We start from the raw sequence: 13,922 nt of genomic DNA, 5'->3' as shown, positions 1-13,922 counted from the left end.
TTATAATTCAATATAGTATATTATTTACTTAAATACATTACAACTGTATGATTTAATCATACAATTATTACAAAAAAAACACAAGGGTTATGTATTTCACAAATTAATTTTGCTAAAAAACATAACCCTTGCGTCTATGTTATAAATTTTACATTATTAAATACAAATTTTATCTCTCAACTATTATGGCAGTACCCATTCCACCACCTATACACAATGTTGCAAGGCCTTTTTTAGCATCTCTTTTCTTCATTTCATAAAGCAGTGTAGTAAGTATTCTTGCACCGGAACATCCAACTGGATGTCCAAGAGCTACTGCTCCGCCGTTTACATTTACCTTGCTCATGTCAAATTTTAAATCTTTAGCCACAGCTAAACTCTGAGCCGCAAATGCTTCATTTGCCTCTATCAAATCCAGGTCCTCTACCTTTAAATTAGCCTTTTCCAATGCTATTTTAGTTGCATAGAAAGGACCATAGCCCATTATCTTAGGATCCAAACCTCTTGTCCCATATGAAACAATCCTTGCCATTGGCTCTATTCCCAATTCTTTTGCTTTGTCTGCGCTCATCACAACTAATGCTGCAGCTGCGTCATTTATTCCCGAAGCATTTCCTGCTGTAACAGTTCCATCCTTTTTAAAAGCCGGTTTTAATTTGGATAAAGTTTCGACTGTAGTTCCAAATCTAGGGAACTCATCTGTATCAAAAACTATTTCTCCCTTTTTTCTATCTTTTATGGTAATTGGAACTATTTCATCTTTAAATCTTCCGCTCTTTATAGCTTTTTCTGCTTTTTGTTGAGATGACGCTGAAAATTCATCCTGCATTTCTCTAGTTATATGCCACTGTTCAGCTACATTCTCTGCAGTAATTCCCATATGGTAATTGTTAAAGGCATCAAACAAACCATCTCTCAACATGGAATCCACTAATTTCCCGTCGCCCATTCTAGCTCCCCATCTAGCGTTTTCAAGTAAATATGGAGCAGCAGACATGTTCTCCATTCCTCCAGCAACAACTATATCGTCATCTCCAACTTTTATGAGCTGAGCTGCTAGACTAACTGCCCTAAGACCTGAACCACAGAGTTTATTCAAAGTAAATGAGGGAACTTCCACAGGAATACCTGCATATACAGCAGCTTGTCTTGCTGGACTTTGTCCAAGACCCGCCTGCAATACATTTCCCATTATAACTTCATCTACGAGTTCTGGTTTAATATTTGCCCTTTTTACTGCCTCTTTTATAACTGCAGTACCTAATTTTACTGCAGAAACATTTTTTAAACTTCCCCCGAATTTTCCTATGGCAGTCCTTGCAGCACTTACAATAACTACATCTCTCATAATTAATCCTCCTAAATTAAATTATCTATTTCTAATTTACAAAGTTTTCTGTCATCCTCTTTATTATACTAGCTAATTAGACTTTTATCAATATTTTTGTTAAAAAAAACACAAAGATTTTAGCTTTAATAAGGTAATCCCTGTCAATTTCCAAATAAAAATTTTATTGAAACTCCTTATATTCGCCACTTTCTATATTAAAATACTGTAAAATAGCTGCTGCTATTCTTCCAGATGCTTTACCATCCCCATATGGATTTATGGCTCTGCTCATTACATTGTATTCATCTTGATCCAATATAAGTTCATTTGCCAATTTAACTATGTTATCCTCATCAGTTCCGGCCAATTTCACTGTGCCCGCTTCTACAGCTTCTGGTCTTTCAGTTACATTCCTAAGTACCAACACAGGTTTTCCAAGATGAGGTGCCTCCTCTTGAAGACCACCTGAATCAGTCATGACCATATAGCATTTATTCATCAAATTATGAGTTTCTTTTGTGTCCAGAGGCGGCAGTAAATGTATCCTTGGAATATGATCCAATATTTTATACACCACGTCCTTTACTATTGGATTTAAGTGCACAAGATAAATAACTTCTACTTCGGCATTATCCTGAACAATTCTTTTAAGTGCATTACAAATATTTCTAATTCCCCTGCCCCAGTTCTCTCTTCTATGAGCAGTTACCATTATAATTTTTCTGTTATCATAGTCTATCTGATTTAGTTCATTATTGTTAAATACATAACCTTTTTCCACCGTAAAATTCATAGCATCTATAACTGTGTTCCCTGTAACAAATATTTTATTTTCAGGTACCCCTTCTTTCAGAAGGTTATTTTTAGAACCTGTGGTTGGCGCAAAATGCAGGTCAGCTATAGCTCCAGTAAGTTTTCTATTCATTTCTTCGGGAAAAGGAAAATATTTATCATAAGTCCTTAGGCCAGCTTCCACATGGCCTACTGCTATTTTCTTATAAAATGCCGCCAGAGCTCCTGCAAAAGTGGTAGTAGTATCTCCATGAACAATAACTAGATCCGGCTTTTCTTCATCAAATATATTTTCAAGCCCCTGAAGCACCCTGGTAGTTATTCCCGTCAAGGTTTGTTTACTCTTCATTATGTTCAAATCAAAATCCGGTTCAATTTTAAAAAGCTCCAAAACTTGATCAAGCATTTGTCTGTGCTGAGCTGTAACACAGACTTTATTTTCTATATTCTCTATGTTTCCAAGCTCCTTAACTAGGGGAGCCATCTTTATTGCTTCAGGTCTTGTGCCAAATATTGCAATACTCTTGATCTTTTTCATATAAAATCCTCCATTTTACTCTCTATGTTTAAAAAAACCAGCTTTCCAGGCTATCAAGATTAAAATAATCATTACTATAATCAGCAAAAAATAGGATCTCTGCGCATTTATCTCCATGGCTACTATGGAAAAGCTGCCAAGAACTGCACTTATAATGTACATTATCATAACCGCCTGTTTCTGGGTAAGTCCCATATCCAGGAGCCTATGGTGCAAATGTCCCCTGTCTGCCTGCATGATAGGCTTCCCATTTATCTTTCTCCTCACCATAGCAAATAAAGTATCGTAGATTGGTATTCCCAAAGCAAGAATGGGCACAGCTATAGAAAAAGCAGCTGCAGATTTAACAGCTCCCTCAATAGATATAGCTGCAAGTAAAAAGCCCAGTAATTGTGCTCCTGTATCACCCATGAATATAGATGCTGGATTAAAATTATAAGGCAAAAAACCTGCTGTAGCTCCTGCTAATATAATTGTAAGTATGGCAGCTTCGTTTCTTCCATTCAGTACAGCTATAATAAAAATAGTTATGGATGATATAAGTGCAATGCCTGCAGCCAACCCATCTAATCCATCTATTAAATTCAATGCATTGGTAATTCCAATCACCCAAATCAGTGTCAGTGGAATTGACATTATACCTAAATTCACAAATTGGTACAATCCACTGAATGGATTGGTAATCAATACTATCTTAATTCCATAAACTATTAAAATCAAAGTTGCTGCCAATTGAAATAATAATTTACACCAGGGCTTTATATTGAACTTGTCATCTACAAATCCTCCTATTACTATTACAGTAGAACCCAATATAAGGCCAATTTCAGAATTTGTAAGCCTGCCTAATTTTAAAAATAGAGTGACCATAAAAGAAATGTATATGGCCATTCCACCTAAAAGTGGTATTGGTTTATTATGTACCCTCCTATTATCTTTAGGGATATCCACAATTTGTAATTTTATAGCATACTTTCTAACAAGTGGTGTAATAACAGCTGAGAGTGCTGCTGAAACTACTGCAAATAAATATAAATTATCCATAACAACCTTCCTCAATCACATCTTTTGTTCTTTAGATATTATGTTATTCTGCTCTTTTTAAACATATTAATTCAATTTGCGGTGCTTTTTCAAACCAATTAATTTCAGGTTTGTAATCTTCAGAATACACCACCCTCTTAATACCACAGGTAATTATCAATTTTTGACATTCTGGACACGGCATATGAGTCACATACAGCGTTGAATTTTCTCTATCTTCTGGCGATACTTCTAGCAAACAATTCACCTCTGCGTGAATTGTCCTTATACAATGATTATTTTTAAGATAACATCCAACCTCATCACAATGCTCTAATCCTCTGGGACTTCCATTATAACCAGTACCCTTTATTCTTCTGTTTTTAACAAGAACTGCCCCCACATGCAGCCTAGGGCATGTACTTCTTTCCGCAACCTCAAATGCTATATCCACGAAATAATTATCCCAATCTTTTCTCATCGACAAATATCTCCTTGCTTCATAAGAATATACTATATATTATAAACTATTGAATGATATTTTAAAACAATTGATGCTGCTTTTTAACGGGTATCCTCTTCAATACTTCCTGCTAATTTATCTCTATCTTCAATATGCAAAAGCCCACCTATATTACAGTGGGCTCTAGAACATTGTCCAGTAAGCTAAAAGGCCTATCACTTCGTTCCATATAATCTATCTCCAGCATCACCAAGACCTGGTACTATATATCCATTTCCATTTAATTCTTCATCTATAGCTGCGGTATATATATGTACATCAGGATGAGCTTCCACTACAGCCTCAATCCCCTGCCTTGCAGCTATCAAACACATAAGTTGTATATTCTTTGCACCCTTTCTCTTTAACATAGATATAGCATCTATAGCTGACCCACCTGTCGCCAGCATCGGATCAGTCACTATTATCTCTCTCTCTCCTATATCCTGCGGCAATTTACAAAAATATTCTACAGGCTTTAACGTGGTCTCATCCCTGTAAAGTCCTATATGACCTACTCTTGCTGCAGGTATAAGCCTTAATATTCCACTTACCATGCCAAGTCCTGCTCTCAATATAGGTATTACAGCCACTTTTTTCCCGGAAAGCATTTTACAGGTTGTCTTTCCTATAGGAGTCTCTATTTTCACATCTTCTGTCTGAAAATTTCTAGTTACTTCATAGGCCATAAGCATAGCCACTTCCTCTACAAGATCTCTAAAGTCCTTAGAACCTGTATTTTTGTCCCTTATCAAAGCTAATTTATGCAATACAAGGGGATGAGTTATTTGTGTTATGTTATTCATTTCAATTCCTCCAATTTAATAAATGAATATTTTACAGTTTAAAATTATAGTCTAAAAACAGTAATAGTCTATTTACTATATTTTTTTTCTATTTCAGTAATTTTATCTATTCTTCTTTGATGCCTGCCCCCCTGAAACTCAGCAGATAAAAATGTATCCACTATATCAACTGCAAGCCCTGAACCTGTTACTCTCTGTCCCAGTGCAAGTATATTTGCATTGTTATGTTCTCTACTGGCATGAGCACTAAAAGTATCTCCACAAAGTGCCGCTCTTACTCCCGGTACCTTATTAGCGGCAATGCTTATTCCAATACCAGTGCCACATATAAGTATGCCGAAATCATAGTTCTTATTGGAAACTTCTTCTGCAACTTTTAGTGCATAATCAGGATAATCACAAGAATCCTCTGAAAAAGTACCAAAATCTTCAAATTTCATATCTTTTTCCCGCAAGTATTTCATTACTTCCTTTTTTAACGGAAATCCGGCATGATCACTCCCTATAGCGATTTTCATAAAAAATACCTCCTAAAATATATTATTATTTGATCCTCAACATTATCTGAGCACATACCCGCAAAAAAAGAAGATAATAACATCTAATCAATGCCCATATCTTCTTTTAACTTATTTACTAACAATAAAATGCTATTTTCCAACTGACTATATGTATGTTCATACTCAACAATACTTTTTCCAAAAGGATCCTCTATATCCTCCTTTAAAGAAACAAATTCATTTAAAGTATAGATTTTATTTCTGAATTGATGAAAATTTTTCTGCAGTATATCTTTTATATGTGAAGTCATAGCCAAAACAATCATTGAATTCTTAACCATATACTGATTTACCTGAACAGCTTTTCTATTACTTATGTCTACATTTAAATTTTTCTTTATAACCAATGCAGAATTTTTAGAAGCCACACTATTATCAAATGCCATTATACCTGCAGACAAAGCTTTTACATCCGTCATATTACCTATGGAATTGAATATAGCCTCTGCCATACAACTTCTGCAAGTATTACCTGTACAAACAAACAGTATGTTTTTCACAAACCAGTCCCCCTAAAGTAAAAGTACCCTATGAACAGTATACCTTACACCTTTATAATATCAAACCCTGCAGATTTATTTAACCTATTCATCACAGCAACCCCAATACCTTTTTCTTCAAAAGCTTCAGACAATATAATATCAACTTTTTTATCATCGAAACTCCTAAGGGTTTCAAACAAATTCTTAGACACACTAAGCATATTACTTCTACTACCTAAAGAAACTACTAATCCCTTTTTATAAAAATCTTTTGTTTCATCCGTAGCAATTACCCCTACCACTTTATTTTCATCTATATAATTTTGCACCATTTCATTAATTTTTGCAATAGTTTTTTTCAAATCTCCGTTGACTATTTTTACCGGAGCATTGGGAGCATAGTGTCTATATTTCATTCCGGGTGCTTTAGGTCTTATGTTCTTATCCGGTTTTTTCATAACTGCAGGATCTATATAAACTTCTCTATCTATTTTGCTCAACATTTCAAGTGTTATTCCACCTGGCCTTAATACACAGCTAGGTGTAACTGTACAATCCACTACTGTAGATTCCACCCCCACCTGGCACATCTCTCCTCCCAATATAAAATCCACTTTCCCATTTAAATCTTCTATACATCTTTCAACATCTGTTGGACTTGGACGTCCGGATATATTGGCAGACGGTGCTGCAATGGGAACTCCTGATTTTTCAATAAGTTTTCTAGCTATTATATTAGATGGCATTCTAATTCCCACACTGGGAAGTGATGCACTGGTAGCATCCGGTATAATAGATGATTTAGGAAGAATTACAGTCATAGGTCCAGGCCAAAACTTCTTCATAAATCTATAGGCTATATCCGGTATATCATGCGTCAAAGTTTCTATCTGTTTTATATTCCATATATGTACAATTAAAGGATTGTCCTGTGGCCTGCCCTTAGCTTTAAATATTTTCTTTACCGCTCTTGAATCAAGAGCGTTAGCTCCAAGACCGTAAACAGTTTCTGTTGGGAAAGCTACAAGCCCACCTTCTCTTATTATTTTTCCAGCCTCCTCAATAATCCCTTCATCTAAATTTGTCTCATCTATCATCTTTATTTTCGTATTCATCTGCTAATAAACCACCTTTTATTTTAAAACTACAAGTTTACTATTTTTTAAATGTACATAATTTACAATACCTGTACTATTATAAGCCCTAGGATAATACCACAGAGAGTACCAAGTGTACTTGTTACACCTTCCCATAGTTTTGAAGATTCCGGTATCATCTCTCCACATACCACATACAGCATTATTCCAGAAGCTATAGAAAGACATGCTCCTAACACATTTTGAGATATATTTGCTATGTACGTACCTGCAAAGGTTCCTAAAGCCGTTGGAAAAGCTGTTATAAAAGCATAAAAAAGTATCTTTGGAATTTTTACTTTAGATACCATAAGAGGTGCCGATACGGCAATACCTTCCGGTATATCGTGAATTGCAATTATAATACTCATCTTCAGTCCGAGGGTACTGCCTGCTGCAAATCCGCATCCCATTATTATCCCCTCTGGGAAATTATGGATCATAAGGCCAAGTGAAGCCATAAATGCCATTTTCATATGTTTATTGCTGCTGTTTATATTCACCTTTGCATCAATTGTGGAAATGATCACAATACCTAAGACTGCAAATATTATGGTCAGGCCAAAACTCCATTTTTCAACGGACTGGGGAATTAAATCAAATACTACTACAGATAACATTATTCCCCCTGCAAATCCTATTATAAAGCCCAGCAATTTATCAGACGGTTCTTTCACTGCCACACCTAGTGAAGCCCCTATCATAGTACCTGTAAGAGATACTAAACTCCCTATTGCTACTATGTCAATTAAATTTATACTCAAAAAATCACCTTATGCTTATTATTTATATTTCATATTTATTTTAATACTTCATAATATATGAATTATATTTTTATTTTTCCATTCTTCCAGGTGTAATTTTCTGAGTTCTGTCTATAAAATTTTATTTTTTCTACAGCTTCCTCTGTAAAATGCGCATAGACACAGCTTCTGTACACTGTATCTAAAAATGGATATTTATTCAATTGGCCTCTCTTTATTATAGTATAATAAAAACTCTCTTCAGGCCTTAAAATTTTCAGCTTGTTGTATTCATGGGCAACATAAGCATGTCTTTTGAGAAATTCTCTGTGTACGAGTACCATTCTATCACTTCTGAATTTAGATGTCGAAAGGAGAATAATTCTAAATTCACTTTCATCCGCATTTCTCCGCATATAGTTTTCCACATGCACCAGTACAATTTTATCACATATTATATTTAACCTTCCATTTTTTATTCCCATATTTACTTTCAACTTATATCCGTCATAAATAAAACTCAATGAAGCATTGTCAATTCTTATGATAATAGCCAAAAAAATAAGTGTTTCAAGCACTATAAGGTAAGTTATGTAAAATGTGTAAAATTTACCTGTCAAAATAAAATATCCCGGGAGTATAAAAAAAATAAGGCCTGTAGAAAGCAGAAGTATCTTATGGGATTTTTTTTGCTTCCTAATAGCTTTATCTATATTCATACTTTCCCGTTAAGTGGAGTTTAACGGTTGTTTCAGCTCCTTCCATCTTATATATTACCCCGTATTCCATACTTTCCATAATCATTTCACATATATGTTAGTTACTGCCAATGGCTTTCATTTTCTCCGCCTGATCTGAAGTTATAAGGGCATCTACTATTTCATCTATATCTCCATCTAGAAATGCATCCAATTTATATAGTGTCATTCCTATTCTATGATCTGTAACTCTTCCCTGGGGATAATTATAGGTCCTTATTCTTTCGCTTCTATCGCCCGTTCCCACCTGACTCTTTCTATCTTCTGCTATACTTGCATTTCTCTCAGCTTCTGCCTTTTCATAAAGCCTTGATTTAAGTACCTTCATGGCTTTTTCCTTATTCTTAAGCTGGGATTTTTCATCCTGACAGGATACAACAAGTCCCGTAGGTAAATGTGTAATTCTAACAGCTGAATCCGTAGTATTTACACATTGTCCCCCATGACCTGATGCTCTAAAAACATCTATTCTTATATCGTTTGGATTTACCACTACATCCACATCATCTACTTCTGGAAGTACTGCTACAGTTGCAGTAGAAGTATGAATCCTGCCGCTGGATTCTGTATCTGGAACTCTTTGAACCCTGTGAGTACCGCTTTCATATTTTAACCTGCTGTAGGCTCCCTTTCCTTTTACCATAAATACAATTTCCTTAAATCCACCTATATCCGTAGCATTTAAGCTTATGGTTTCTATTGTCCACCCCTTGCGCTCTGCATATCTGGTATACATTCTTGTAAGATTTGCCGCAAATAAAGCTGCCTCTTCCCCTCCTGCTCCACCTCTAATTTCTACAAATACATTCTTATCATCATTAGGATCTTTAGGAATAAGTAGAATCCTTAATTCATCTTCAATTTCATCTATGCGCTCTGTAAGATTTTTTACCTCTTCCTGTTCCATTTCCCTCATTTCTTTATCCGTTTCCTCTTTAAGCATATCCTTATTGTCTTCTAGATCCTGAACAGCCTTTTTATATTCCCTGTATTTCACAACCACTTCTTCCATTTCGGCATGTTCCTTACACAGTTTTTGCCATTCTTTTTGATTTTCTATAACCGCAGGATCGCTTATTTTAATGGATAATTCCTCATATTTATTTTCTATGAAATCAAGTCTTTCTAACATAATTTTTATCACTCCGTATAAACATTTTCACAATACATTATTATATCATAATACTTTTATTTATAGCAATAAACTTGGAAAACAGAAAATACCTGTTAAATTTACTCTATAATTTTTCCCCCAGCCACCGCACTGATTACTCTATCTTTCCCTGATAGGTCTTTGACACAGGATATATTTATAAAGCCGTATTTTTTCAATATACAGCTTACTTCATCTTTTTGATCATCACCTATTTCAAGCATAAGTACTCCCCCTTTATTTAAAACTGTCAAACTTTCTTTCGCAATTTCTCTATAAAAAACCAGCCCATCTTCTCCTCCACAAAGTGCTTCATAGGGTTCATAGTTTTTTACATCTTCCATCAATGTATCCATCATACTTTTTTTTACATAGGGTGGATTTGATATTATCATTTGAAATTTCATTTTATTTTCAATAAAATATTGAAGTAAATCACTCTTTATCACTTCAACTCTTTTTTGTAGAGAAAATCTTTTTATATTTTCAGTTGCAACCTTTAAAGCTATAGGGGATATATCACAACATTTTATATTTACATTATTTATAAACTTAGCTATAGACAATCCAATTGCCCCAGTTCCACAACACAGGTCACATATATTGTGAAAATTATTACTCCTTACTTTATCTAAGGCCTGTTCTACTAAAGTTTCTGTATCCGGCCTTGGTATCAGCACACCGGGTGTTACCAGAAAATTTAGCCCCATAAATTCACATTCCCTCAATATATATTTTACAGGCATCTTTTTTTCCCTTAACTCTATATATCTACGATAATCTTGGGCCTCCTTTTCAGTAACTTCATAATCGCCATTTATAAATATAAACAGTCTGCTCTTATTTATAGCCTTTCCCAAAAGAAGCTGTACATCCAAAATATAACTATCTATTTCTTCATTTTTTAAGATTTCATATCCATATTTTAAAAGTTCATTTATCTTATTTTTCATAAAAATTCTCTACTTTCATTGAATTCATTTCATTGTACTTTTACATATTCCCAGCTGTACTCCTTCTCTATCTACGCTTACTATATCTTTTATCTGTCCATCTTCATTATACTTGCTTTTTTCATCTTCACTTTCCATCCCCTCCGCATACTTCAGTGCCACAATGGCCACTTCCAATTGACTATAGTCCGGTTCCTCTGTAGTCAAATTTTGAAGCATAAGTCCTGGATAGGATAAAACCCTTGTTAAAAATCCATTGCTTTTCCCCATCCATCTTATAAGTTCATAGGTAACCCCTGATACTAGAGGCAATAATGTTATTCTACATAAGATTCTCTGCCAAATATTTCCCCATCCGGTTAACGAAAAAAGTATTATACTTACTATCATGACTAAAAATAAAAAATTTGTACCACATCTTGGATGAAGTCTGCCAAATTTAGCTGCATTCTCTGGAGTTAATTCTTTTTCATTTTCATAGCAAAAAATAGTCTTATGTTCGGCACCATGATATTGAAATACTCTTTTTATATCTGACATCTTACTTATCACATATATATATATCAAAAATATGGACACTCTGATTATACCTTCCACTATGTTAAGAGATATAGAGCCGCGTACTCCAAATTTTTTAAATACATTTGCTGCAAAAGTCGGAAATATGAAAAATAACAAAATTGCTATAGTAAGAGATATAATAAGAGTTATACCTATGAGTACGGCTTCACTTTTTTCCTTAAATATACCTTCAAACCAATCATCAAATTTCGTAGGTTCCTCTTCTTCTTGAAAAAACGTTGCTGAATAATTCAATGTATTTATACCCACAATCAATGATTCTATTAAAGATACAAATCCCCTTATAACAGGTAACCCAAAAAATTTATTTTTCTTACTATATGGTATACTCTCCTCCCTGTTAACTACAATTTCACCATTGGATTTTCTAACAGCGATAGCTATACCGTGGATCCCTCTCATCATAACTCCTTCTATTACAGCTTGACCTCCAACAGATGTTTTTCTTGACATTGTATTCACCTCTCATGCAATCTATTTTATCTAAAGGCTTCACCTTCATTTTAAAGCTCAAAGTTGCAAAAATTAAATATCAACTCTTTATATAATCAAATATATTCTAACAGAGGTATTAAATATATTAAAGTATTTATTTGATTTCTCTATAATAAATTAGCCCTACTCACAGAAATTTTTGGCTGTTTGTTGACTTAGCACTATGCCTGTGTTATAATACAGAAGTTAAAATTAGAGTTTCGTCATATAAACTTGAAAGAGGTGAACAATATGAAAAAAGGCATACATCCAGAATACTATCATGATGCGGTAGTTAAGTGTGCATGTGGAAACACCTTTACAACTGGCTCCACAAAAAAAGAGTTAAAGGTGGAAATATGCTCTAAATGCCATCCTTTCTTCACTGGTAAACAAAAGATAGTCGACGCCGGTGGAAGAGTTGATAGATTCTTAAAGAAATTTAATTTGAAAAATGAAGAATAATTACAATAAAATATACAATTTCTCATTTTATTATAGGACCTGTCTTTAAGTATAAAAAGACAGGTCTTTATTCTAACGCTTATCTAATGATTTATTCAATTCCATCTTGCTTGCAATATTCATAAACTCTACATTATTCTTTGTTTTTGCCAATAGGTTTATTAGTTGTTCAGTAATATTTTGAATGTTGTCATCATATAGCACTTTTCTTATATTAAAAGCAGTTTCCCTTTCAAGTTGGCTTTCAAAAAGCAAATCCTCTCTTCTCGTACCAGACTTATATATATCTATAGCAGGGAATATTCTCCTTTCCTGAAGCTTTCTGTTTAAATGCACCTCCATATTTCCAGTGCCTTTAAATTCTTCAAATATCATATCATCCATTCTACTTCCGGTTTCAATCAATGCAGTAGCAAGTATAGTGAGGCTTCCTCCTTCTTCTATATTTCTAGCAGCACCAAAAAACTTTTTTGGCATTATAAGTGCTCCCGGATCCAAACCTCCTGAAAGAGTCCTACCAGTTGGAGTTATAGTCAGATTATATGCTCTGGAAAGCCTGGTGATACTATCCAAAAGTATTACTACGTCCTGACCTTGTTCCACCATTCTTTTGGTTCTCTCAAGCACCATATAGGCAACTTTAGTATGATGTTCCGGTTCTTCGTCAAAAGTAGAATAAATTACTTCTCCATTTATAGATCTCTGCATGTCAGTAACTTCTTCAGGTCTCTCATCTATAAGTAAAACTATAAGTTTTATTTCTGGGTGATTCTTTGAAATACTCTGGGCTATTTTTTTTAGAAGAGTAGTTTTGCCTGCTTTAGGTGGGGCAACTATAATTCCTCTCTGTCCTTTGCCTATAGGTGATATTATATCCATAAGTCTTGTAGACAGATTTGAACTTTGAGTTTCTAACCTTAATCTCTGATTAGGATATATAGGAGTGAGTGTTTCAAAAGGTTTTCTTCCAACTGCTCTTTCTGGATTCTCCCCATTTACTTTTTGAACGTACAGTAATGCTTTAAACTTTTCTCCTTCTTTTGGAATTCTAACTTTTCCGCATACCTCATCACCGGTTTTTAAATTGAATCTTCTTATTTGAGATGGGGATACATATATATCGTCAGGACCTGTAAGATAATTTTTACCTCTTAAAAATCCATAATTATTATTTTCAATTATCTCAAGCACTCCTCTTGCACTATCTGATTCGCTTATCATTTCCTTAAGCTTTTCTCTTTTTTCATCACAATTTATCCTCTGTTCCTGTGATTTAGATTCGTGAATTTTATTCTCTGATGTTTTTATACCATGTTCCAACTCCTTGTGTTTGCTTAACTCCTCATTTTTAGGGCTTATTTTCTCTCTAAGTACGATACCGTTTTTATTTATATAAGCAGGAGAAACCCTTTTTATTTCTTCAATTAATTCAGATTTTTTATATTTAGATATACTTTTGATCTCGAGGGCCTTTGCAATATCTTTCAATTTTGCAACTGTCATATTATCTATATCTTCACTGTTCAAAAAGTAACACCTCACAATTATTAAATTTTATATTTTAACGTAATCTTGGGAAAATCAAAATAAAATTGAAAATATAATATAAAAATACTATATTTATA

15 protein-coding genes are annotated in these 13,922 nt (G+C 34.1%); 1 reads left to right on the top strand and 14 read right to left on the bottom strand.

What is annotated here, in order from left to right:
• Positions 1-169: 169 nt before the first annotated feature.
• The 13 genes from J5G60_RS11260 to J5G60_RS11200 all read right to left on the bottom strand — a co-directional run bounded on the left by J5G60_RS11260 (position 170) and on the right by J5G60_RS11200 (position 11,811).
• A complete protein-coding gene (locus tag J5G60_RS11260; protein ID WP_150357561.1) occupies positions 170-1,348 on the bottom strand; it encodes an acetyl-CoA C-acetyltransferase in 1,179 nt (392 codons plus the stop codon).
• Between the two features lie 163 nt (positions 1,349-1,511).
• Complete coding sequence (gene wecB, locus J5G60_RS11255) at positions 1,512-2,660, bottom strand: non-hydrolyzing UDP-N-acetylglucosamine 2-epimerase (RefSeq protein ID WP_150357563.1); 1,149 nt, start codon at positions 2,658-2,660, stop codon at positions 1,512-1,514.
• Between the two features lie 15 nt (positions 2,661-2,675).
• Entirely contained in the window at positions 2,676-3,704 is a 1,029-nt protein-coding gene (locus J5G60_RS11250) for an MraY family glycosyltransferase (protein WP_150357565.1), read from the bottom strand.
• A 43-nt stretch (positions 3,705-3,747) separates the two neighbouring features.
• The gene (locus J5G60_RS11245) at positions 3,748-4,164 is read right to left on the bottom strand and encodes a deoxycytidylate deaminase (RefSeq protein ID WP_150357567.1); all 417 of its coding nucleotides are present in this window, start codon (positions 4,162-4,164) and stop codon (positions 3,748-3,750) included.
• Positions 4,165-4,361: 197 nt separating this feature from the next.
• Positions 4,362-4,991 carry a uracil phosphoribosyltransferase gene (upp, locus tag J5G60_RS11240; RefSeq protein WP_150357569.1) on the bottom strand — a complete coding sequence of 210 codons (630 nt, stop codon included), beginning with the start codon at positions 4,989-4,991 and terminating at the stop codon, positions 4,362-4,364.
• 68 nt (positions 4,992-5,059) lie between these two features.
• Positions 5,060-5,509, bottom strand: coding sequence for a ribose 5-phosphate isomerase B (gene rpiB / locus J5G60_RS11235; protein WP_150357571.1), 450 nt, complete (start codon positions 5,507-5,509; stop codon positions 5,060-5,062).
• Positions 5,510-5,592: 83 nt separating this feature from the next.
• Positions 5,593-6,051 (bottom strand): low molecular weight protein arginine phosphatase, encoded by a 459-nt coding sequence (locus tag J5G60_RS11230; RefSeq protein ID WP_150357573.1) that lies wholly within the window; start codon positions 6,049-6,051, stop codon positions 5,593-5,595.
• Positions 6,052-6,095: 44 nt separating this feature from the next.
• Positions 6,096-7,148, bottom strand: coding sequence for an L-threonylcarbamoyladenylate synthase (locus tag J5G60_RS11225; protein ID WP_150357575.1), 1,053 nt, complete (start codon positions 7,146-7,148; stop codon positions 6,096-6,098).
• A gap of 62 nt (positions 7,149-7,210) precedes the next feature.
• Positions 7,211-7,873, bottom strand: coding sequence for a ZIP family metal transporter (locus J5G60_RS11220; protein WP_378060945.1), 663 nt, complete (start codon positions 7,871-7,873; stop codon positions 7,211-7,213).
• A 122-nt stretch (positions 7,874-7,995) separates the two neighbouring features.
• A complete protein-coding gene (locus tag J5G60_RS11215) occupies positions 7,996-8,631 on the bottom strand; it encodes a hypothetical protein (protein WP_150357579.1) in 636 nt (211 codons plus the stop codon).
• 97 nt (positions 8,632-8,728) lie between these two features.
• The gene (gene prfA, locus J5G60_RS11210; protein WP_150357581.1) at positions 8,729-9,802 is read right to left on the bottom strand and encodes a peptide chain release factor 1; all 1,074 of its coding nucleotides are present in this window, start codon (positions 9,800-9,802) and stop codon (positions 8,729-8,731) included.
• A 101-nt stretch (positions 9,803-9,903) separates the two neighbouring features.
• The gene (gene prmC, locus J5G60_RS11205; RefSeq protein ID WP_150357582.1) at positions 9,904-10,776 is read right to left on the bottom strand and encodes a peptide chain release factor N(5)-glutamine methyltransferase; all 873 of its coding nucleotides are present in this window, start codon (positions 10,774-10,776) and stop codon (positions 9,904-9,906) included.
• A gap of 24 nt (positions 10,777-10,800) precedes the next feature.
• Positions 10,801-11,811, bottom strand: a complete 1,011-nt coding sequence (locus J5G60_RS11200; protein WP_150357584.1) for a DUF1385 domain-containing protein — start codon at positions 11,809-11,811, stop codon at positions 10,801-10,803.
• A 273-nt stretch (positions 11,812-12,084) separates the two neighbouring features.
• Here J5G60_RS11200 and rpmE point away from each other — a divergent pair, with 273 nt between their 5' ends.
• The gene (gene rpmE, locus J5G60_RS11195) at positions 12,085-12,297 is read left to right on the top strand and encodes a 50S ribosomal protein L31 (protein ID WP_150357586.1); all 213 of its coding nucleotides are present in this window, start codon (positions 12,085-12,087) and stop codon (positions 12,295-12,297) included.
• 72 nt (positions 12,298-12,369) lie between these two features.
• Here the strand turns inward: rpmE and rho are convergent, their stop codons facing one another.
• A complete protein-coding gene (rho, locus tag J5G60_RS11190; RefSeq protein WP_442870522.1) occupies positions 12,370-13,800 on the bottom strand; it encodes a transcription termination factor Rho in 1,431 nt (476 codons plus the stop codon).
• Positions 13,801-13,922 lie beyond the last annotated feature (122 nt).

This window comes from Clostridium sp. HV4-5-A1G (genome assembly GCF_900184915.1).
Classification (GTDB): Bacteria; Bacillota; Clostridia; order Clostridiales; family Clostridiaceae; genus Clostridium_B; species Clostridium_B aromativorans.
The sequence above is the reverse complement of the archived record's forward strand: the minus strand, read 5'-3'. Positions and strand labels throughout refer to the sequence as shown.

Bases quoted from the DNA above. Each gene is read 5' to 3' on its own strand.
- J5G60_RS11260 (WP_150357561.1), bottom strand. From the start codon at position 1,348: ATGAGAGATGTAGTTATTGTAAGTGCTGCAAGGACTGCCATAGGAAAA.
- wecB (WP_150357563.1), bottom strand. From the start codon at position 2,660: ATGAAAAAGATCAAGAGTATTGCAATATTTGGCACAAGACCTGAAGCA.
- rho (WP_442870522.1), bottom strand. From the start codon at position 13,800: ATGACAGTTGCAAAATTGAAAGATATTGCAAAGGCCCTCGAGATCAAA.
- J5G60_RS11215 (WP_150357579.1), bottom strand. From the start codon at position 8,631: ATGAATATAGATAAAGCTATTAGGAAGCAAAAAAAATCCCATAAGATA.
- J5G60_RS11220 (WP_378060945.1), bottom strand. From the start codon at position 7,873: ATGATAGGGGCTTCACTAGGTGTGGCAGTGAAAGAACCGTCTGATAAA.
- J5G60_RS11200 (WP_150357584.1), bottom strand. From the start codon at position 11,811: ATGTCAAGAAAAACATCTGTTGGAGGTCAAGCTGTAATAGAAGGAGTT.
- rpmE (WP_150357586.1), top strand. From the start codon at position 12,085: ATGAAAAAAGGCATACATCCAGAATACTATCATGATGCGGTAGTTAAG.
- prfA (WP_150357581.1), bottom strand. From the start codon at position 9,802: ATGTTAGAAAGACTTGATTTCATAGAAAATAAATATGAGGAATTATCC.
- upp (WP_150357569.1), bottom strand. From the start codon at position 4,991: ATGAATAACATAACACAAATAACTCATCCCCTTGTATTGCATAAATTA.
- J5G60_RS11245 (WP_150357567.1), bottom strand. From the start codon at position 4,164: ATGAGAAAAGATTGGGATAATTATTTCGTGGATATAGCATTTGAGGTT.
- prmC (WP_150357582.1), bottom strand. From the start codon at position 10,776: ATGAAAAATAAGATAAATGAACTTTTAAAATATGGATATGAAATCTTA.
- rpiB (WP_150357571.1), bottom strand. From the start codon at position 5,509: ATGAAAATCGCTATAGGGAGTGATCATGCCGGATTTCCGTTAAAAAAG.
- J5G60_RS11225 (WP_150357575.1), bottom strand. From the start codon at position 7,148: ATGAATACGAAAATAAAGATGATAGATGAGACAAATTTAGATGAAGGG.
- J5G60_RS11250 (WP_150357565.1), bottom strand. From the start codon at position 3,704: ATGGATAATTTATATTTATTTGCAGTAGTTTCAGCAGCACTCTCAGCT.